This is a genomic window from Nodosilinea sp. FACHB-141 (genome assembly GCF_014696135.1).
GTDB lineage: Bacteria > Cyanobacteriota > Cyanobacteriia > Phormidesmidales > Phormidesmidaceae > Nodosilinea.
In genome coordinates, this window is sequence record NZ_JACJPP010000011.1 from 675729 (window position 1) to 695418 (window position 19690).

Sequence of the window (19690 nt, forward strand, 5' to 3'; positions counted from 1 at the left end):
AACAACCTACAGCAGATTTAGAGCAACTCAAACTCTTCAGCAACCGGGAAGACCACCCATGATGCTCGATACTCAACCCAATCCAGCGATCGCACCCCCCGAGCACTTTGTCTCAGTCAAAGGGCTGTGCAAATCCTTCGGCAACGCCGTTCTATACGACAACTTTAATCTCGATCTGGCCAGCAACCAGCTGGTGTCGGTCTTTGGACCCAACGGCTGCGGCAAATCGACGCTAATCAACATGATCAGCGGCCTCACCCCCTTCGACTCAGGGGAAATTTTGATCCACGACAAGCCGATTCGCCGCGCCCGGATTGGCTACGTGTTTCAGAACTACCGGGAGGCGATGCTGCCCTGGCTTAGCGCTTTTGACAACATTGCCTATCCGCTGCGGGTGAAGGGGGTGCCCGAGGCGGAATGTCGCGATCGCGTCGAAACCCTGATTCAAACCTTCAACATTCAGCTCGATTTGAAGCGCTATCCCTACAGCTTTTCGGGGGGGCAACAACAGCTAATTTCGATCATGCGGGCGCTAGTCGCCGACCCGGAGGTGTTGTTTCTAGACGAGCCCTTCTCGGCGCTGGATTTTGAAACCACGCTGTTTGTGCGCGACAAACTCCAGGAAATTTTTGAGACCACCAAAATTCCCATGTTTATGGTGGTGCACAACCTAGAAGAGGCGGTGTTTTTAGCCGATACGGTGCTGCTGCTCAGCAAGCGCCCCACCCGTCTGGTAGAAATGGTCTCGTTCACCGCTCCGCGCCCCCGCACCCTCGACACCCTATCGTCGCCAGAGTTCATTGAGACCAGCCGCCACTGTTTAGATATCTTTCGCCAGGAGATGCGCAAATGACTGCTACCCTCTCAAAGCCCCAGCGCCGTGCTGCGGGCCGCCCATTTCTGCAAAACCTGGATCGATTGTTGCCCCTGGTGGGGGTGGGGGTGATGTTTGGCCTCTGGTGGCTAATCGCTGTGTCGGGCTGGGTCAACCCGGTGCTGCTGCCCACCCCCTGGGCCACCCTCGGCACCCTCGTCACCGCCATGACCACCGGGGATATGTTCACCGACTTTTTTGCCAGCGTGGTGCGCACCTTTAGCGCCTTTGCGCTGGCGGCGGTAGTGGGCGTACCCCTGGGGGTGCTGCTGGGCAGTTCGGAAAAGCTCTATCGCAGCGTCGAATTTTTGATCGACTTCTTTCGCTCGACCCCGGCCAGCGCCTTAATTCCCATGTTCATCCTCTTCTTTGGGGTGAGCGATTTTTCGAAGGTGATTATTGCTGCCTTTAGCGCCCTGCTGCTGATTGTGTTTAACAGTGCCTACGGGGTGCTCAATGCCCGTCAGTCGCGCATTTTGGCGGCCAAGGTGATGGGGGCCAACCGTTGGCAGGTATTCAAAGACGTGCTGGTGATGGAGAGCCTGCCGCAGACCTTTATCGGCCTGCGCAGCGGCATCAGCATCGCCCTGGTGATTGTGATCGTGGCGGAGATGTTTATCGGTACAGAACTGGGGTTGGGTAAACGGATTATCGACGCTCAGCAAGTGCTGAATGTGCAGGATATGTACGCATCGATTTTGATTACTGGGCTGCTGGGCTACGCGCTGAACGTGCTGTTTTTGCTAGGCGAAAAGCGCGTGATTCACTGGAGCGGCAAGTAGAAAGACTGGATGGGCGATCGCGGCTAGTGTTTGTGAGCAGGTCCATCTGGGGATACTAGCGGTGACATGGAAAGAGGTTTGAGAGGCCAGGACAACCCTGGCCTTTTTTTGTGGATTTACTCTAGGGGTAGCTGCACCGTTACGCCGGTGCCCTCGCCCTCGACGCTGTCGATGTGCCAGGTGCCTCGGTGTAGGGTGACAGCCGTGTGAACGATCGCCAATCCCAATCCGCTGCCAGGCCTGTCGCCCACGTTGCTGCCCCGCTGAAAAGCCTCGCGAATGGAGGCGAGGTCAGCGGTGGGAATGCCTCTGCCAAAATCCTGTACCGTCAGCGTCGCTACCTCTCTATCGCTGCTGAGCGAGACTTGAATGGAACTGTCACTAGAGGAATAGTTGGCGGCGTTGAGCAGCAGATTGGTGAGCAGCGATCGCCCCAGCCGTCGATCCCAAAAGGCTTTGATTGGCTCAGGTGGGTGGCTAAAGCTGAGGGGCTGACTCACCTGGGGCTGCACCTCATCGATTACCTGCTGGCAAAATTGGACCGCGTCTAGCAGTACCGGGTTAAATTCCAGCTTGCCCGCCTCGGCTCGGGTGAGGGTGAGCAGGTCGGCGATCTGCTGCCCCATGTGCCGAGCCGTGAGCAAAATGCGATCGAGTTTGGTCTGGGCTGGGCCGGTCTGCGATCGCGCCATATCTTCTCGCAGCGACTCTGCCGACAGCAAAATGGTGCTCAAGGGCGTGCGCAGCTCATGGGAAGCCATGGAAAAGAACCGCAGTTTTAACTCTCCAAGCTGCCGAGTGCGAACCAGTTCGGCCTGCAGGTTGTGCAGAAATAGAGCCAAACTGCCGGTTAGCAATAGCCCGGTCAGCAGAGTAAGGGGTGCGCCGTAGCTGCGGCGCAAGCCGTAGGCGGCAGCGGGGGCAAATACCACCTGCCACTGGCGCTGGCCCAGGGTCAGCAGGCGGGTGCAGTCGGCTGGGCGAGGGCACACCGCTGGGTGTGGTTGCACCAAACTGGTCGGCCCAGCTACTACGCTTTTGCCCGCCGCCTCGTACTGACCCAAAAACTGCCGTTTTGATGAAGCATTTTGGTCATAGAGGGCAAAATCAATCTCATAGCTCAGCGGCTGCAGCACCTCCTCAACCACATCTGCCACGCGAAACACCCCCAGCAAAATGCCGGCAAACTCGGCCTCGCGAGTTGGCTGATCGGGGGGCACGACCCCGTTGGAGTAGAGCGGCAGCACCACTAAAAAGCCAAACTGGTCGCGCGGCTCTTGCACCAGGCGAATGCGCTCGGTGGCCATGATTTTGCCGCTGGCCCGAGCCGGGGCAATGGCGGCGGCCCGCGTAGCGCCGGAGCTGAGATCGTAGCCCAGGGCCGCCTCATTGTTGAGAAATGGCGCGACGTAGGTGACAGGAATGTATTCTGCCCGCTCTTTTGCTCGCTGTAGCCGATTTTCTGTCGATAATTCAGTAATTTCAAAGTTGGGATAGCCCTCGGCCTGCACCTTTGCCTCAAAGGTGGCACGATCGCCCTGGCGCACGAGCGGAGCCCACTCTAACGCTTGAATGCCAGGGTAGGTGGAGAGCGATCGCGCCACAAACCTAGCGAAGTCTTGGCGAGATACGGGTTCCTCGGTCACCTGGTAGTAGTCGTACAAAAAGGTCAGTACGTCGGTGTAGCGGTTGAGACTGCGCTGTAGCGCCGTGGATAGATTCTCGATCTGCTGCTGAAACTGCGCCTGTCGCCGCGAGGCCTCCCATTGGCTGACCAACCAAGCCGCTCCCACCGATAGCCCGATGCCCAGGCCTAGGGTGAGTCCCATCATCACTGGGTAGCGCACCGAAGAATTAGGAAAAACGTCTTTCAAAGCTGCATTCAACCGCAGGGTAATGCCCCATTATCCCTGGCTGAGCCCTCCCAGGCCTGCTACGACGGATACGCCTAGGCCAGTCCACAGCAGGAAGGCATAGCGGGTGAGGGCAAGGGCAGAGAGGATGCGATCGCCTGTAATCGGCACCACCGTATCCCCCAGCAGCGGCTTCTCCTTCACCTGCCCCCTATACACGTTCCGTCCGCCCAACTGCACCCCCAGGGCGGCAGCGTAGGCGCACTCGCTCCACCCCGCGTTGGGACTGGGGTCTGCTGGGGCATCGCGGCGGCAGAGCGCCCAAACTTGCCGGGGCCGACCCGAGAGCAGGGCAATGGTGAACACCGTCAGGCGGCAGGGTAGCCAGGTCAAAGCATCTTCAAAGCGGGCGCTAAACCAGCCCAGGTGGGTGTAGGGCGCTTCTCGGTAGCCAACCATCGAATCCAGCGTGCTGGCCCCTTTATAGGCCAGGGCCACGGACACGCTGCCCAGCGGCAGCAAGGCCCCCACCAGGGCATAAAACAGCGGCGCCATCACCCCATCTGTGGCGTTTTCGCTCACGGTTTCCAGCACGGCTCGCAATATTTCAGGCTCGTCCAGATCTGCGGTGTCGCGGCCTACATAGAGGGAGAGACGCTCCCGCGCCAGGGAGATATCGCCCGACTCCAGCGGGGCCAGCACATCTTCCGCCGCCCGCCGCAGGCTGCGTCCGGCAAAGCAGCTAGCCAAGAGCACAACTTCGCAGCCCATCCCAACAACAGGATGAACCATCCCGCTCAGTCGCACTATGCTCCACCCGACCACTCCACTGCCGAGAATGACGCTTAGCCCCAGCATGACGCCCAGCGATCGCTCCCCACCCGGCGGCAGCTTGAGGCGAAAAATGCTCTGCGAGCCCCAGGTAATCGCCTGGCCGATCGCCTGCACCGGGTGAGGCCAGCCCCAGGGGTCGCCAACGATGCGATCGAGCGCAGCCGCCAGCACCACCACCGTTACCTGCTCGGCCCAGTTAAACCATAAAGCTGACATCATCCCCCTGGGCCGCCTGCCAACTGCGGGCATCAAAATACAAGTCTTCCAGGGAAATACTATAAAGGGCTTCCTTCAGCTTTTGGGATAGCCGGTTCCACACGGCGAAGGTAACCCAATCTTCGGCTTGGTCGGCTTGGGGGCTGTGGCGAGGTAACGGGTCAACCTGTTCGCCGACGGCTGCTAATATTTGCCCCAAAAAAATTTGGTCAGCGGGCTTAGCTAATCGGTAACCACCCTGGGGACCGCGCACCGATTCCACAATGCCCGCTCGCCGCAGTTCAATCAAGAGCTTTTCTAAGTAAGGCGGTGGGAGCCCCTGGCGCGTTGCAATAGTGTGCACTGAGATCGGGTGGCGGGAGGGATGTAACGTCAGGTCGAGCAGTGCTTTAACACTGTAATGTCCGCGAGTTGTTAATTTCATCTAAGTTAAATCACCCGTCGGTTATTACTATTTTACGGTGTTCACAGAGGACAAAAATACGGCTTTTTTGTGCCGTAGTGCTACACAATTAGGGAGGCAAAAAAAGAGAATGCAAAAAACTATTTCGCTGTAGTATCATTTTGCATGTTGACATTAAAGTAGAGCCAGGTAGAACAGTTTTGCTGTTTCTGCCCCAATGTCTGGAGCAAACCGTTGTGAACGAGAATACAGTTAATGGTTAAAGCAACTCAGATAGAACCACTGGTCGGCAAAGAATTACTGCAAAAGGTCAAAGATCTTGATGAGCTCAGCAAAGAAGAGAAGGCTAAAGCCTGCGGCTATTACACATTGACCAAGGCGGGCAACCCTCGGGTCAACATGATGAAATTCCTCAACGCCTTGATTGAGGCGGAGGGCATTCAGCTTGACAGCGCTCAGAATGGCAACGGGCGCGGCGGACGAAGCGCCAGTTTTCGTATCACGGTCCAGTCTAACGGCAACTTGCTAATTGGCTCAACTTACACCAAGCAAATGGGGCTTAGACCCGGTGACGAGTTTGAAATTACCTTAGGGCGCAAGCACATTCGTCTCAAGCAGTTGGGGGAAAACGGTCTTCTGATTGACGACGAAGACGAATAAAAGTACTGGTGGTAAGTACTCCCCCATCTTTCGAACAATTGTGATCCGTTTTTAGGTCGCTTGAGTACAATGGGCGAACCAAGTCTGCGATAGGTTGGTTCGCTCTTTTTTAGTGCTCTCTAGCCACCGAACAAGTTTACTATTTGCTCTCTTTCGCAGAGTTTAAACAGCATGGACGGCTATTTTTTGCTGTTGAGGTCTAGCACATGAGAGGTCGCCAGCATCGGGTAGGTTGAGGTTTAGAGATGCAGAATTGTACGGTTAGTCCATGAACTTTCCTATAGTTTTAGACATTGCCCTAGGGCTAGTCTTTATCTTTTTTGTGCTGAGCCTGCTGGCCAGCGAGGTTCAAGAAATTATTGGCACGCTTTTGCAGTGGCGGGCCGAGCATCTAAAGCAGTCCATTGAGGTGCTGCTAGCGGGTAATGACAGAGATAGAGAAGCGTCGGCCCAGGCCTTAGCCGATGCCCTTTACGAAAGCCCTTGGATTCGCAGTTTAAATCAGGAGGCAAAGGGGTCGATCGCGCGATCGTTCCGGCGCATTTCACACTTTCTTGGCCGCGTCTACCGCACCCTTACCGGCCAGCGCAATGTGTTTGGGGCAGGCAAAACCAGCGGCCCTAGCTACATTCCGCCCGAGGCTTTTGCAAACAGTCTGCTAGAGCGCATGCAGCTGGGCAATCTGTGGCAGGTGTTGGCTAACGATCGCATCCACAGTTTTGCCCGCGATCGCGTGCTGGGTCCTGTAACCAATATTCTCAGCGACCTCAAGGCCAGTACCGGCAACGAGTTTTTGCTCAACACCGAGCTTCAGCAGCTGGAGCAGGGCATTCACACCATAATTGATGACTTTCGAGCGGGCATTGTCTCGCTGCCTGAGAGCCTCGATCGCGTCGTCAACCGCCTAAATGAGTTTGGGCTGATGGCGGCGGATGTGCTACCCGACGGCCATCCCCTCACCGAAACCTTTTTGCGCCGCCTAGAGTACATCAAGCGCGGGCTGGCCAGTACCCCCACCGAGCGGGCGGCGATGCTCAGCAAGCTGCGGCCCAATGTGGCGCAGCTGCTCGACATTTTTGATGACAACAGCCCTGCCTATAGCGAGTTGAGACGTCTGGCTCAGGGCGGTAACCTCGATGCCCAAGCTTTAATCGATCGCTTAGCCCAGGCCCCCATCACCCCGGCCTTGCGCAGCAGTTTGGCAGCGATCGCCCACAAGGTCGAAGTCACCGCCGACACCGCCCGCGATGACGTAAAGCTGTTTGGCCTCGAACTTGAAAAGTGGTTCGATCGCGGCATGGAGCGGGCCACCGGCGTCTACAAGCGCAACGCTAAGGCGGTCGCGCTGCTGATCGGCATTGCCACAGCGGTCTCTATCAACGCCGACTCGTTTCACATTGCCACTCGCCTGGCCGTAGACCCGATTCTGCGCAACTCGATTACCCAAACTGCCGACCAGCTAGCAGCTGGATCGACCGGCAATTTTGACCAAGACATTAAACAGGTGCAGACCGCCGTCAACCAGGCCCTCGACGAGATTCCTTTCCCGCTGGGCTACAACGAGGTGGTGGTGCAGCAGCAGCTAGTGGCCGAGCAGTCGTGGCCGGTTCCCTTTGTGCCGCGCCGTTTGCTGGGCTGGCTGGTCAGCGGTTTCGCCATTTCTATGGGGTCGACCTTTTGGTTTAACGTGCTGAAGAAGGTGGTGAATGTACGGAATACGGGAGATAGGGGGAAGTAGGTGAGGGAGATAGGGAAGGTGAGGGAGATGGGGAAGTGGGGGTGACTATGGATTCGAGTGCGGCATTCTCTAGTCAAGAAGGGTTATTTGCATCCTTTGGGCAGGAATATATCTGTGATCAGGCCCTCAACCTCTACAAAACTGACGCGTTGGAGGGGTTGGTGACCCAGGCAGCCGTGGGGCGGCATCTGCGGCTGATGCAAGCATCCCCCCAGGCTTACGCGGTGATCCTTTGCGAAGACGACTATCCCGGTTGGATCAGCGCTGCTGATGGGGATGCGCTCAAGCCCGCTGAACAGTCCTACCAACCTGTCTCCCTCGATCGCAGCGCCATTGAGCCTCGCCTGCCGGAGGCGATCGCTTTTACGCAGCGGGCGATGGCCACACCCAACACTTACCTCTGGGGCGGCACTGTTGGCCCCAACTACGATTGCTCAGGGTTAATGCAGGCAGCCTTTGCCTCGGTGGGCATTCGTCTGCCCCGCGACTCATACCAGCAGGAGGCCTTTACCCAGCCCATCGGCTGGGATGAGCTACTGCCGGGTGACTTAATCTTTTTTGGCACCCCAGAACGCACTAAGCATGTGGCCCTCTACCTGGGTCAGGGCGACTATATTCACAGTTCAGGGGTTGACCAGGGCCGCAACGGCATTGGCATCGACTCGTTAACCGATCTGTCGCACCCCGTGAGCGCGTCTTACCATCGGCAGCTGCGCCGGGCGGGGCGGGTGATGACCAGTTACTGCCCAGGGGGCGCGCTATAGTCCAAGCAGCGTTTGCCTGTTTGAGGGGTGCCCTTGTCGTTTTTGCATGCTGCTTGGCTAACGCGCCTAAAGCCCTTAGCTCGCTGGGTAGTGGTGGGTGCGGCGATCGCCTTCTTACTCCACACCCTGGTGCGTCACTGGGCTGAGATTAGCGCCCTGCGCATTGGCGTCCAGGGTTGGAGCTTGTTGCTAGTGGCCCTCGGCATGACGCTGCTGGCCCACATTTGGGCTGGCTGGGTGTGGAGCTGGACCCTGCAAGCTCTGCAACAGCCCATTACCGGCAGCTGGAGCGTTCTCGTTTACCTGCAAACCAACCTGCTGAAATACTTGCCCGGCAACGTCTGGCACTTCTTTGGCCGAGTGCGTGCCCTGCGCCATGCAGGGGTCGACAACGGCCCCGCCATCATCGGCACCGCTCTAGAACCCCTCCTCATGGCCGCCGCCGCCTTAGTCGTGGGCATTGCCACTCCCACTCACTACTGGCCCTTTCAGCTTCTGGGCCTGGGCATTGTCCTCGCCACCCTTTCCCCCCGCTGGCTCAATTCTCTAGTCAATCGCCTCAGCCGCTCCAAAGCTGCCCACCCACCTACCGAAGATTCGGCGTTGCTGAATCGAGGCATGAACCGGCAAAACCTCCAGACTCTGCATGGCCCCCTAAATTCCCCAATTCTGGGGGACTTTGAGACTCTGCCTCCCCCTAATTTGGGGGGGGCGGGGGGGCAAATCATACCTGCGTTAAGCAACGCCGAAAATTCTCCCTCATCTCCCTCCACTCCCGGCCTTCGCCACTACCCTTTCAAACCCCTGCTCGGCCAGCTCGGCTACGTAGCCCTACGCGGCCTTGGCTTTTGCCTGGTGCTCAGGGCCGTGACACCGTTGGCGGCGAGCGACTGGCCCAGCACCATCAGCGCCTTTAGTTTGGCCTGGCTGGGGGGGCTAGTGGTGCCGGGCGCACCGGGTGGCCTGGGCGTGTTTGAGGCGATCGCCCTCAGTCTGCTTCAAGGACAATTCTCTGCTGCCGTGGTGCTCAGCGCTGTGGTGCTGTATCGGGTGGTCAGCACCCTGGCCGAGGTTCTGGGTGCTGCATTAGCCACTTTTGGGCAGGGCCTTTCCAGTACACTCAAATAAATTGTTGTCTGCCTAGACGGCACAGATTATCGACTTTGCCGGTCTCACCCGTTGTGCTGAAGCTGCCATGACATTTACCCATTCCCCCTCGCTTTCTGCACTGCCGACCTTTACGCCCCCCATCGACATCTCGGTGGTGGTGCCAGTCTACAACGAGTACGAGAGCTTACCTGCCTTAGTGGCAGCGATCGCCGGAGCGCTTGACGGGCTGGGCTACACCTACGAAATTTTGGGGGTAGACGACGGCTCCAGCGACGGATCGAGCGATCGCCTACGCGAGTTGGCCCAGCAATATCCCCAGCTGCGCGCCGTGATCTTGCGCCGCAACTACGGCCAAACCGCCGCCATGGCTGCCGGGTTTGACCATTCCCGTGGCCAAATCGTCATCACCATGGATGGCGATCTGCAAAACGACCCCGCCGACATTCCCCGCCTGCTCGATCGCCTCAACGAGGGCTACGACCTGGTCAGCGGCTGGCGCAAAAACCGCCAAGACAACACCTTTACCCGGCTAATTCCCTCCAAAATTGCCAACTGGCTGATTGCTGGGGTCACCGGGGTTGAGCTGCACGACTACGGCTGCTCCCTCAAGGCCTACCGAGCCGAGCTGATCCGCGACCTCAACCTCTACGGCGAGCTGCACCGCTTTTTGCCCGCTCTGGCCTTTATCGAAGGGGCCCGCATTACCGAGATGCCCGTCACCCACCACGCCCGCCGCTTTGGCACCAGCAAATACGGTCTGGGCCGCACCCTGCGCGTGGTGATGGACATGCTTACCGTCTACTTTATGAAGAAGTTTCTCACCCGGCCCATGCACGTCTTTGGCAGCTTGGGGCTGGCGTCGATGGCGTTGGGCGTTGCCTTGGGAATTTATCTCACCCTGGTGAAGATTTTGGCCGGTCAGGATATTGGCGATCGCCCCCTGCTGGTTCTCGTTGTCGTGCTGGTGCTGGCGGGCATTCAGCTGTTTAGCTTTGGCCTGCTGGCCGAACTGCTCATGCGCACCTACCACGAATCGCAGCAGCGCCCCATTTACCGGGTGCGTGAGGTGGTCAGCAAGGCTTCATCCCCGGGGTTGGCCCTTCCCGTCAACCCTGGAACTAGCGGCCCCTAAGCCTTACAAATTGTTGATTTCGGGCAGATTTGCCAAATTCGCAGTCAATTCAATGGTTACGCGGCCTAAGTCAGCGCTCGTTGAGAGTTGACTGATGCGGAGGAACCAACTTTTGGGGCTTATCTCAGGGCGAAACGCATCGCCAGAGAAGGGGCTCTCTCACCTCTCGCCCGTCAGCTAACTCCGTCGGCCTTGGGAGAGAACATCTGGAAGCTTTTTCTAACGCTATCCATAGTTCTCCTAGGATAGTTAACACCCTCGATAAAGGTTTTGTCTAAGGGTTTCGTTTAGCACCACAACAGGAGACAGGCTATGGAAACCTGGTCTGAGATCACCGCATCGGTGGTCTTTTTTGGGGTATTGGCCCTGATCGCCACCGAGCGCATGCACCTCACCGTTGCGGCCCTCTTGGGCGCAATGCTGCTGATATTTTTTCATGTGCTGACTCTTGAGCAAGCCATTGGCTACATCGGCAACAGCCACGCCACCCTGGCGCTGTTTTTTGGGGTGATGGTGATGGTGCGGGCCTTTGAACCCACCAAAATTTTTGAATATTTAGCTACCCAAATGGTGATTATGGCCCGCGGGGAGGGCAAGCGGCTGCTGCTGGGCATTGTGGCTATTACCACTCCGATCTGCGCCATGCTGCCCAATGCCACCACCGTCATGCTGCTGGCGCCGCTGATTCCACCCATGGCGGCAGAGCTCAACATCAACTTCGTACCCCTGCTGATCTTGATGGTATTTGTGGCCAACAGCGCCGGCCTGCTCACCCTAGTGGGCGACCCGGCCACCTTCATTGTGGGCGACGCGATTAACATGAGCTTTTTGGAATATCTCACCAAGCTCAGTCTGGGGGGCGTAGTGGCGATCGCCACTATCGTCTTCATGCTGCCTATCCTCTTTCCCAACACCTGGAATAAAAAGCTCGATGACCTCGACCACCTGCCTCATCCGGTCGTCAACCATCCCCGCATGCTGGCTCTGGGTGGGCTGATTGTGGCCCTGGTGCTGGGGCTCTTTGTAGTGGGCGAAAGCCTGCCAGTGCCAGTCTCTCCCCCTACGATCGCTCTGCTGGGGGCCGCTCTCTGCCTGCTGCTCACCCACCACAGCGGCATCGACACCGTGCACAACATTCTGCGCGATGTCGACTGGAGCACGCTGATCTTTTTCATGAGCGTCTTTGTGCTGATTGGCGGCCTGCAAGAAACTGGGGTGATCAGCTCGGCCTCAGGGCTGCTGGGGGTTGTAATTGGTAAGAACATCGCCCTAGGCTCGATGCTGCTGTTGTTCGTCACTGGCATTCTCTCCAGCCTGATTCCCAACATTCCCCTGGTGGTGGCGATGGTGCCCCTGCTCAAGGAATACTTGGTCAACGTCAATTTGGCCGGGCCGGAGCTGCTGTCGCCCGACTTTGCCGGGCAGATTTCGCCCGAGATTTTGCCTTTGTTTGCGGCCATGATGTTTGGCGCGACCCTGGGCGGCAACGGCACCCTAGTCGGCGCATCGTCAAACATTGTGGCGGCGGGGATTGCTGAACAGCACGGTAAGCCGATTTCGTTTCGACAGTTTTTGAACTATGGCCTGCCGATCATGGCGCTACAGTTGATTACTATCAGCGCCTACGTGGGCATGCGATTCCTGCTGTAGGTGGCTCGACCCAGAGCAATTCCATCTGTGGGCTAGAGCCGAGCCGAGTGATCGTCTACAGGCAGCTAACTGTATTAACGGTGCGTTACCCCACTGGGTGATGCACCCTTACTTTTGCAGCTTTAAAAAGTATCAAATGGTAGAACCTATCGAGAAAATTTATCTGTGCTTAAAACAAAAGCCTCTCCTTATGAGGGTGTGAATTATTTACAGGAGAGCCAATTTGGCCACAGTAGCTAACAGTTATTCTAAGATCCTATCGAGGGGTAGATGCTTTTGGGGCGATCGCACGACCCTTATCAGCGACCACATTTTTTAGTAAGCGAATAATTTTTTTATGGTTTTTAGTCTAAGTGTAGATCTGTCAAATTTAGGGGGATCATCTCTTCCTTGCGAGCGACTTCACTTTATAAAATTATCCTTAGGTTGGATTGAGAGCTTGTGAAGCTTAGAGTTTAATCTCTCGCTTTTTCGATCTGTCTTTCTAGGCTCAAACCTTCTCAGCTTAGAAAGAACCATCAAAAAAGCAAGAGGCGCAGAATTCTGGGTCACAAGCCAAGATTCTTTTGCCGTTAAAAAGCCATCGCGAATCTTGTACAAGATCCAAATTTGAGGTCCGTCATGAAAAGACTATCCATAGGAACGATTTCAGCCCTCTTTCTAGCTGGGGCAGTTGCTCCTGCTGTCCTTGCCGATACCCACGGGACCTTGCAGTCTCAAACCCCCAGTCAGGGCCAAACTCCTGGGCAAATGCAAACTCCTCGCCAGGGTCAAAATCCTGGACAGGCTCCCACCCAAGCGCCTGAGCGGGTACCTGGGCAAAGTCCAGAAGCTTACCCCAATGAAACTCCGGGTAACCAAGTTCCTAGACAAACTCAAACCCCTCGCCAGGGCCAGAATCCTGGGCAGATGCAAACTCCTCGCCAGGGCCAAAATCCTGGACAAATGCAAACTCCTCGTCAGGGCCAAAATCCTGGACAGGCTCCTACCCAAGCGCCTGAGCGGGTACCTGGGCAAAGTCCAGAAGCTTACCCCAATGAAACTCCGGGCAACCAAGTCCCCAGACAGTCTCCGAACTCTGGGCAGGGCCAAAATCCTGGACAGATGCAAACTCCTCGTCAGGGCCAAAATCCTGGACAGGCTCCTACCCAAGCGCCTGAGCGAGTACCTGGGCAGAGTCCGGAAGCTTACCCCAACGAAACTCCGGGCAACCAAGTCCCCAGACAATCGCCGAACTCTGGGCAGATGCGGACTCCTGGGCAAACCTCTGCGCCCAGCGCTGAGTTTGACAGCATGGGCATGGGCATGGGCGCATCTCTCTCCAGCGATCTTGTGAGCCCTTTCCAGCTGGCTTACATGGCCGTTAGGGGCGAGCTAGACGCAGGCAGCGAAGAAGGCTACTCGGTTTACAAAGCGCGCCATGGCACTGCCGAAGGTCAAAACATCGTTGAAGCTGCGATCAACCAGGGCTACATCAGCAGTGACCTTATGGATGACCAGGGCTACATCAACAGCGTCAACCAAATCCTGAGAATGCAAGCTGAGACTTGGAGAGACTAACGCTCTCCAGTTAGCAGGGCTCTAGGGCCAATCTGTTACTCACATAGGACTCCCGTGCCGGTTCGATCGCGATCGAACCGGCACGGGAGTCCTGTTTCTAGAGGGGGTAGAAGTCCTCTGGCAAAAATGTCTAGAAGCAGCGGCTGTGTCAGCGATCGCTCAAAAAGTTTAGGGCTAAGTCGTAGCGATTCCGACTTTGTGCCGGTAGAATAGTTAGAACCGATACATTTGCCTGATCTGCTCCGGAGCCGGATCACTTGTCGGTGGCTAGCTTCCAGAAAAGAATCTACCGTCGATTTAGCACTTGTCGTCTACTCAGTGGGAGTCACCATGAGCAACCCGCCCAGCCACGATCGCATCTTAATCTTCGACACCACCCTGCGGGACGGCGAGCAGTCTCCTGGGGCCACCCTCAACGTCGAAGAGAAGCTGGTGATTGCGAAACAGCTGGCGCGGTTGGGAGTTGACATTATCGAAGCCGGGTTCCCCTTTGCTAGCCCTGGCGATTTTGAGGCGGTGCAGAAGATTGCCCGAGAAGTTGGTACAGAAAACGGCCCCACCATCTGCGGCTTGGCCCGTGCCACCAAGGGCGACATTGAGCGGGCCGGGGAAGCAATTAAGCCCGCCGTGAAGGGGCGCATTCACACGTTCCTCGCGACCTCCGACATCCACATGGAGTACAAGCTGCGCAAGAGCCGCGCCGAGGTGCTGGCGATCGCTCCCGAAATGGTGGCCTACGCCAAGACCTTCACCAACGATGTCGAGTTTTCGCCCGAAGACGCGGGCCGCTCTGACCCCGAGTTTTTGTATCAGGTGCTGGAGGCGGCGATCGCCGCTGGGGCCACCACCGTCAATATCCCTGACACCGTTGGTTACCTGACGCCGAGTGAATTTGGCGACCTGATTCGCGGCATTAAAGCCAACGTGCCCAACATTGACCAGGCCGTAATCTCCGTCCACGGCCACAACGACTTAGGCCTGGCGGTGGCCAACTTTCTTGAGGCGGTGAAGGCTGGGGCGCGCCAGCTCGAATGCACCATCAATGGCATCGGCGAGCGGGCTGGGAATGCTGCCCTCGAAGAACTGGTAATGGCCATGCACGTGCGCCGCGCCTTCTACAACCCTTTCCTAGGTCGCCCCGCCGAGTCGGAGGAACCCCTAACTAACATCGATACTCGCCAGATCTACAAGACCTCGCGCTTGGTATCGAACCTGACCGGCATGTTTGTGCAGCCCAACAAGGCGATCGTAGGGGCCAATGCTTTTGCCCACGAGTCGGGCATTCACCAGGACGGTGTGCTCAAAAACAAGCTCACCTACGAAATCATGGATGCCACCTCCATTGGTCTCACCGACAACCAGATCGTGCTGGGCAAGCACTCGGGCCGCAACGCCTTTCGCACCCGCCTGCAAGAGCTGGGCTATGAGCTAGATGACCAGGCCCTCAACCGCGCCTTTTTGCGGTTCAAAGAGCTGGCCGATAAGAAAAAAGAAATTACCGATTGGGATATTGAGTCGATCGTCAACGACGAAAGCCGGCAGACCCCCGAGCACTTTCACCTCGACCTGGTGCAGGTTTCCTGCGGCGACAGCGCTAAGCCCACCGCCACTGTCACTATTCGCACCCCCGAAGGCCAAGAGCTGATGGATGCTGCGATCGGTACCGGCCCAGTGGATGCGGTCTATAAAGCGATCAACCGGGTGGTCGATATTCCCAACCAGCTGATCGAGTTTTCGGTGCAGTCGGTGACTGAGGGCATCGACGCCCTTGGGGAAGTTACCATTCGCATTCGCCACGGCGATCGCGTCTTCTCGGGCCACGCAGCGAATACCGACATTGTGGTGGCTTCGGCCCACGCCTATCTGCACGCCCTCAACCGCCTGTACACGGCGTTGCAGACTGGGCAAGCCATCCATCCTCAGCGGGAAACGGTGACGGCTTCATTGTAAAAACTACGGGGCAAGTTGGAGCTGATTCGCTACTAAGGGGGTTATGCCTATTCCTGTATAAAAAACAACTAACAAACGACAAATGACAATCCTCAAATAATAAATGTAAGATCCAGTCTGAGAACCAGTTTGGGATGGATGATAGTTATGCGAGTATCCATTGGCAAGCTAATCGTCAGCCTTAGCGCCATCCTGGCATTTGGAACGCTACCAGCCCAGGCACAAGTTTCAGAGCGTCAAGTTGTAGCCTTGGTCGAGGCGCTTCGTCAAGCAGCCCCTCAAACGGGACGTGCCGATGACGGGCTCTATAGTGACTGGCAGATTATGCCAGGAAACATCCCCCGGTGGTCAAAGTCATGCATTGGTCGAGAGCTTTCACCGACCGAGTTTGAGGCTAGCCCAGACGTTGCCCGTTCGGTTGTGACATGTGTGATGCGAGATGTGCTGGCAGAGGAGTATGGCGCCAGCGGTAACAATGAAATGCTAGCGGTGCGGCGATCTGCTGCCTGGTGGATGCGGGGTGACCCGTCTCAGTACAACAGTTCTGAAATCGCAGAGTATGTTCAGAAGGTCGTGACGGCCTATGAGGGGCAGCAGGAGACAACGGCAGCGGCAGCGGCGCCTCAATCCTCCCCGCCTTCGGCACAACGACCGCCTCAGTCATCCGAGTTTGATCGCTATATGGCGGCAGGATATGAAGCCACAGAGCAACGCGATTATGAAACCGCGCTGCTCTATTTTCAAAGGGCATTAGATGAACGTCCTAATAATTCCTTTGCCCAGCAAGCCATCCAAAATGTTGAAAAGTATCGCACGGGCACTTCTGAAGATGCGTCTGGTAGTCAACCTGAGCCTAACCCCCAATAACCTATGAAAACTTTGATTGTTGGTTTGGCCGCGATCATTTCTGCTGTCGGTGCTTCTGGTGCGCTGGCTCAGTCTAGTTCAGTAGACTGGGTTGAGGTGACGCAAAATGCTGTGGGCGATCGCTTCCTAGTAGAGCGTAACTCTATTCAATTAAGGGATGGAGCTGTTTGGTACTGGGAACATCGCGACTTCCCTGAACCGAACAACGCCTTTGTCGGGGTTGAGCTGGAGCAACCTGTGCATAGTGTCATGTTGTATCGCTCTGCCGATTGTGCAGGCAGTGTTTCTCGGATTAGGCAAATCATTGCTCGTGACAAGGATGGGCAGGTAATTCAGCGCATTAACTATGGGGATGCTGGTCAGTTGACGCAACCTCAGGCAGGCAGTAGCGCAGCAGCCGTCTTGCGCTTTGTCTGTGACCAACCCCAGGCAGCACCACCTGCCTCATCATGAGGGCGCTATAGTGCAGCCCAAGATGAAAGAACTTTGACTTAATAAATGCTCAAGTTCTTCATACACCTAGAGATTGTGCGATCGCAGATTCCAACAAACCTACATCTCGGATACCTAAGGTGCCCGCAGTGAGCACTCCCCGAGTGTTTTCGGGTCACGCGGCAAATACCGATATTGTGGTGGCCTTGGCCCACGCTTATCTGCACGCCCTCAACCGGCTGCACACGGTGTTGCAGACCGGGCAAGCCGTCCATCTTCAGCGAGAAATGGTGACGGCTGCGCTGTAAAAGCCGCAGGAAAAATGGGAGCTGTTGTGAGAGGTTCCTAATGGCACTGTTTCAGCCTCCCACCCTCAATTTTGACAGGGCAGAGCGACGGTTATGAAGTCTACGACTAGGCTGCTCAAACGTCCCTAAGGTTTGGCTCTTTGAGAATCGGGACTGCGTAGTTTGGGTGTGATAACGTTCTCAGCCAGCGGTTGCAAGTAATCTTTGGGTCCCATCAGCCTCTCCCAACAATCTGCTGCACTGGGATTGTTATGCCACAGCAACCGTCGTCTCTAACTGCAACGTCCAATCTGCCAGTTAGTGATGAGCTTCCATATATGCTCGTAGCAATTGATTGATCTATGTTTGATAGCCCCGCCCTTGAGACTTAAACCATTCCAATACATCGCTATCAATGCGGAGTGTCACTTGAGCCTTGGCTTTTGTAGCAGGTAAACCCGCCGCGCTACTGCCTTAGCAAACATGTCTGGTGTAATCTCTCGACAATCTGACGGGTCACTTCTTGATCGCTCATCGCATCTAATCCTTGCCAATCAGTTTAAGAGTTGCTCGAAATAGGTTCGTTGTTCATATTTTGGCGCTTTTCTTGTAGAAGTAATACGGGTGCAATCCTCACGTTCTGTATGAACAACGGCAACCACTCGCCCTCGGCAAGCGAGCCACAAGAAAGAGGGGAGTGAGCCATTTCCACGCTAAATGCATAGTGCTAAGTCTATGGAAAATTAGCGAAGGATTGATAGAAAACGAGTCTCACAGTTGCGTAAAATGTTCCTAACCCAATGGATAGGTATTTATTCTCATTATGATAGAGCAGTTCCCCTGGCTGACCGTGATCGTGCTATTGCCGTTGGTAGCCGCGTTATTCATTCCTTTGATACCTGATAAAAGCGGCAAGACAGTCCGCTGGTATGCCTTGGGGATTGGCACGGCTGATTTTGCGCTAATGTCTTACACCTTTTGGCGGCATTACGATGCGAGCCAGGCGACCTTCCAACTGGCGGAAAAGGTGGTTTGGTTACCGCAGTTGGGCTTGAGTTGGGCGCTATCGGTGGATGGTATTTCGGCTCCGCTAGTCCTGTTAGCGGGCTTTGTGACGACGCTGTCGATGTTTGCTGCCTGGCAGGTAAATCGGCGATCGCGCCTGTTTTATACATTGATGTTGATTCTGTATGCTGCCCAGTTGGGGGTATTTCTGGCCCAAGATCTGATTCTGTTCTTCATCATGTGGGAAGTGGAACTGGTGCCAGTTTATTTGCTGGTATGCATTTGGGGCGGGCAAAATCGGGACTATGCAGCGACGAAGTTCTTGATGTATACGGCCCTGGCTTCGATCTTCATTTTAGTGGCAGCTCTAGGAATGGGATTCTATGGCGATACGCTCACCTTTGATATGGCTGAACTAGGGAGAAAGCAGTTTCCTTTAGGACTGGAATTGTTTTTGTACGCTGGACTGCTAGTATCCTTTGGGGTCAAATTGGCAATTTTCCCCTTTCATACTTGGCTACCGGACACCCACGGCGAAGCTTCTTCTCCTGTATCCATGATTTTGGCAGGAGTATTACTGAAAATGGGGGGGTATGGGCTGATCCGGTTGAACTTGGAACTATTACCCCATGCCCATGTGTATTTTGCGCCGACGTTGGTGATTTTAGGGGTAGTCAACATTGTCTATGGGGCGCTAAACTCCTTTGCACAAACCAATATGAAGCGGCGGTTGGCCTATTCCTCAATTTCTCACATGGGGTTTGTCCTGCTAGGGATTGCTTCCTACACTGATTTGGGTGTGAGTGGGGCGATGCTGCAAATGCTGTCCCACGGGCTGATTGCGTCGGTGTTATTTTTCTTGGCAGGCGTTACCTACGATCGCTCCCGCACGATGATGATGAATCAGTTGGGTGGGTTGGGGCAGGCCATGCCCACCGTGTTTGCTCTGTTCACCATGGGGACACTGGCATCCTTAGCTTTGCCTGGAATGAGTGGGTTTGCCGGAGAGCTGGAGGTCTTGGTCGGCTTGGCCACATCGGACATCTATGGTCCGGCCTTTCGCTCGGTAGCCCTTTTTCTGGCAGCAGTAGGGTTGATTCTGACACCGATCTACCTGCTGTCGATGGTGCGGCAGGTGTTTCATGGGGCCAGTGCTGATCAAATGTGTGACCTGGTGCCTGCCTGTGATCTGGATGACCTAGATTTGAAGGCCCAGGGTAACCAAGAGGCAAACTGTTTTGGCACGGACTGTATCTTGCCAGAGGAGGCAGAGTTTAGGGATGCCAGTTCTCGGGAGATTTTTATTGCGGCTTGTTTTCTGGGGCTGATTATTGCGATCGGGTGTTATCCCAAAGTGGCGACCCAGATGTATGACGTAAAGTCGATGGCGGTTAACTCCCAGGTGCTGACGGCGTATCATGAGACCTATCCAGATACGCTGCAGCGCTTGGCGCAGGGGCGATGGAGTTCGGCGATCTCAGCCGCTCAATCTGCGGATGTCTTGGGTGTTGTCAAATAATCGAAGCCCGTCAATCACGCTAGTCAGGGTTAGCCCAGCGCATTGAGAAAGAGC

At 55.9% G+C, this 19690-nt stretch carries 17 protein-coding genes, 2 pseudogenes and 1 riboswitch; of the genes and pseudogenes, 14 read left to right on the top strand and 5 right to left on the bottom strand.

What is annotated here, in order from left to right; genetic code table 11:
• The first annotated feature begins 58 nt into the window (after nt 1–58).
• Nucleotides 59–853 (top strand): ABC transporter ATP-binding protein, encoded by a 795-nt coding sequence (locus H6F59_RS11565; protein WP_190699228.1) that lies wholly within the window; start codon nt 59–61, stop codon nt 851–853.
• On the top strand, nt 850–1656 hold the full coding sequence (locus H6F59_RS11570) for an ABC transporter permease (protein ID WP_190699232.1): 807 nt from the start codon (nt 850–852) through the stop codon (nt 1654–1656). Before H6F59_RS11565 ends, H6F59_RS11570 begins: the two co-directional genes overlap by 4 nt.
• 116 nt (nt 1657–1772) lie before the next feature.
• On the opposite strand, the gene H6F59_RS11575 is transcribed toward H6F59_RS11570, so the two are convergent.
• Genes H6F59_RS11575 through H6F59_RS11585 form a run of 3 tightly spaced genes read right to left on the bottom strand, consistent with a single transcriptional unit; the run spans nt 1773 to nt 4983 of the window.
• On the bottom strand, nt 1773–3530 hold the full coding sequence (locus H6F59_RS11575) for a CHASE domain-containing protein (RefSeq protein WP_242021391.1): 1758 nt from the start codon (nt 3528–3530) through the stop codon (nt 1773–1775).
• Between the two features lie 30 nt (nt 3531–3560).
• On the bottom strand, nt 3561–4562 hold the full coding sequence (gene cbiB / locus H6F59_RS11580; protein WP_279308350.1) for an adenosylcobinamide-phosphate synthase CbiB: 1002 nt from the start codon (nt 4560–4562) through the stop codon (nt 3561–3563).
• Nucleotides 4540–4983, bottom strand: coding sequence for an Rrf2 family transcriptional regulator (locus tag H6F59_RS11585; RefSeq protein WP_190699235.1), 444 nt, complete (start codon nt 4981–4983; stop codon nt 4540–4542). Before H6F59_RS11585 ends, cbiB begins: the two co-directional genes overlap by 23 nt.
• A 234-nt stretch (nt 4984–5217) precedes the next feature.
• Here H6F59_RS11585 and H6F59_RS11590 point away from each other — a divergent pair, with 234 nt between their 5' ends.
• The 11 genes from H6F59_RS11590 to H6F59_RS11640 all read left to right on the top strand — a co-directional run bounded on the left by H6F59_RS11590 (nt 5218) and on the right by H6F59_RS11640 (nt 17133).
• Nucleotides 5218–5622, top strand: coding sequence for an AbrB family transcriptional regulator (locus H6F59_RS11590; RefSeq protein ID WP_190523623.1), 405 nt, complete (start codon nt 5218–5220; stop codon nt 5620–5622).
• Between the two features lie 268 nt (nt 5623–5890).
• Nucleotides 5891–7360 carry a hypothetical protein gene (locus tag H6F59_RS11595; protein ID WP_190699240.1) on the top strand — a complete coding sequence of 490 codons (1470 nt, stop codon included), beginning with the start codon at nt 5891–5893 and terminating at the stop codon, nt 7358–7360.
• 47 nt (nt 7361–7407) lie between these two features.
• Nucleotides 7408–8124: a C40 family peptidase gene (locus tag H6F59_RS11600; RefSeq protein WP_190699243.1), complete on the top strand. Its 717-nt coding sequence runs from the start codon at nt 7408–7410 to the stop codon at nt 8122–8124.
• 33 nt (nt 8125–8157) lie between these two features.
• Nucleotides 8158–9252: a UPF0104 family protein gene (locus tag H6F59_RS11605; protein WP_190699246.1), complete on the top strand. Its 1095-nt coding sequence runs from the start codon at nt 8158–8160 to the stop codon at nt 9250–9252.
• 67 nt (nt 9253–9319) lie between these two features.
• Nucleotides 9320–10366, top strand: coding sequence for a glycosyltransferase family 2 protein (locus H6F59_RS11610; RefSeq protein WP_190699249.1), 1047 nt, complete (start codon nt 9320–9322; stop codon nt 10364–10366).
• Nucleotides 10367–10418: 52 nt separating this feature from the next.
• Nucleotides 10419–10572, top strand: a riboswitch (cyclic di-AMP (ydaO/yuaA leader).
• Between the two features lie 106 nt (nt 10573–10678).
• Nucleotides 10679–12016, top strand: coding sequence for an ArsB/NhaD family transporter (locus H6F59_RS11615; protein ID WP_190699254.1), 1338 nt, complete (start codon nt 10679–10681; stop codon nt 12014–12016).
• A 621-nt stretch (nt 12017–12637) separates the two neighbouring features.
• Nucleotides 12638–13576, top strand: coding sequence for a hypothetical protein (locus H6F59_RS11620; RefSeq protein ID WP_190699257.1), 939 nt, complete (start codon nt 12638–12640; stop codon nt 13574–13576).
• A gap of 330 nt (nt 13577–13906) precedes the next feature.
• Nucleotides 13907–15526: a 2-isopropylmalate synthase gene (locus H6F59_RS11625; protein WP_190699261.1), complete on the top strand. Its 1620-nt coding sequence runs from the start codon at nt 13907–13909 to the stop codon at nt 15524–15526.
• 147 nt (nt 15527–15673) lie between these two features.
• Nucleotides 15674–16393, top strand: a complete 720-nt coding sequence (locus tag H6F59_RS11630) for a hypothetical protein (RefSeq protein ID WP_190699263.1) — start codon at nt 15674–15676, stop codon at nt 16391–16393.
• Nucleotides 16394–16396: 3 nt separating this feature from the next.
• Entirely contained in the window at nt 16397–16846 is a 450-nt protein-coding gene (locus tag H6F59_RS11635; protein ID WP_199325732.1) for a surface-adhesin E family protein, read from the top strand.
• A 128-nt stretch (nt 16847–16974) separates the two neighbouring features.
• On the top strand, nt 16975–17133 hold the full coding sequence (locus H6F59_RS11640) for a hypothetical protein (RefSeq protein WP_190699941.1): 159 nt from the start codon (nt 16975–16977) through the stop codon (nt 17131–17133).
• Nucleotides 17134–17472: 339 nt separating this feature from the next.
• On the opposite strand, the pseudogene H6F59_RS27620 reads toward H6F59_RS11640, so the two are convergent.
• A pseudogene (locus H6F59_RS27620) lies at nt 17473–17647 on the bottom strand (BrnA antitoxin family protein).
• Nucleotides 17648–17666: 19 nt separating this feature from the next.
• A pseudogene (locus tag H6F59_RS27625) lies at nt 17667–17783 on the bottom strand (BrnT family toxin); the annotation flags it as partial.
• Between the two features lie 152 nt (nt 17784–17935).
• Between H6F59_RS27625 and H6F59_RS11650 the strand changes: the two are divergent.
• Complete coding sequence (locus H6F59_RS11650) at nt 17936–19636, top strand: NAD(P)H-quinone oxidoreductase subunit 4 (protein ID WP_199325733.1); 1701 nt, start codon at nt 17936–17938, stop codon at nt 19634–19636.
• Nucleotides 19637–19690: the final 54 nt, after the last annotated feature.

What these genes read in the sequence shown, in the direction of transcription:
- H6F59_RS11565 (WP_190699228.1), top strand. Translation starts at nt 59, where the DNA reads ATGATGCTCGATACTCAACCCAATCCAGCGATCGCACCCCCCGAGCAC.
- H6F59_RS11570 (WP_190699232.1), top strand. Translation starts at nt 850, where the DNA reads ATGACTGCTACCCTCTCAAAGCCCCAGCGCCGTGCTGCGGGCCGCCCA.
- cbiB (WP_279308350.1), bottom strand. Translation starts at nt 4,562, where the DNA reads ATGATGTCAGCTTTATGGTTTAACTGGGCCGAGCAGGTAACGGTGGTG.
- H6F59_RS11585 (WP_190699235.1), bottom strand. Translation starts at nt 4,983, where the DNA reads ATGAAATTAACAACTCGCGGACATTACAGTGTTAAAGCACTGCTCGAC.
- H6F59_RS11590 (WP_190523623.1), top strand. Translation starts at nt 5,218, where the DNA reads ATGGTTAAAGCAACTCAGATAGAACCACTGGTCGGCAAAGAATTACTG.
- H6F59_RS11595 (WP_190699240.1), top strand. Translation starts at nt 5,891, where the DNA reads ATGAACTTTCCTATAGTTTTAGACATTGCCCTAGGGCTAGTCTTTATC.
- H6F59_RS11600 (WP_190699243.1), top strand. Translation starts at nt 7,408, where the DNA reads ATGGATTCGAGTGCGGCATTCTCTAGTCAAGAAGGGTTATTTGCATCC.
- H6F59_RS11610 (WP_190699249.1), top strand. Translation starts at nt 9,320, where the DNA reads ATGACATTTACCCATTCCCCCTCGCTTTCTGCACTGCCGACCTTTACG.
- H6F59_RS11615 (WP_190699254.1), top strand. Translation starts at nt 10,679, where the DNA reads ATGGAAACCTGGTCTGAGATCACCGCATCGGTGGTCTTTTTTGGGGTA.
- H6F59_RS11620 (WP_190699257.1), top strand. Translation starts at nt 12,638, where the DNA reads ATGAAAAGACTATCCATAGGAACGATTTCAGCCCTCTTTCTAGCTGGG.
- H6F59_RS11625 (WP_190699261.1), top strand. Translation starts at nt 13,907, where the DNA reads ATGAGCAACCCGCCCAGCCACGATCGCATCTTAATCTTCGACACCACC.
- H6F59_RS11630 (WP_190699263.1), top strand. Translation starts at nt 15,674, where the DNA reads ATGCGAGTATCCATTGGCAAGCTAATCGTCAGCCTTAGCGCCATCCTG.
- H6F59_RS11635 (WP_199325732.1), top strand. Translation starts at nt 16,397, where the DNA reads ATGAAAACTTTGATTGTTGGTTTGGCCGCGATCATTTCTGCTGTCGGT.
- H6F59_RS11650 (WP_199325733.1), top strand. Translation starts at nt 17,936, where the DNA reads ATGATAGAGCAGTTCCCCTGGCTGACCGTGATCGTGCTATTGCCGTTG.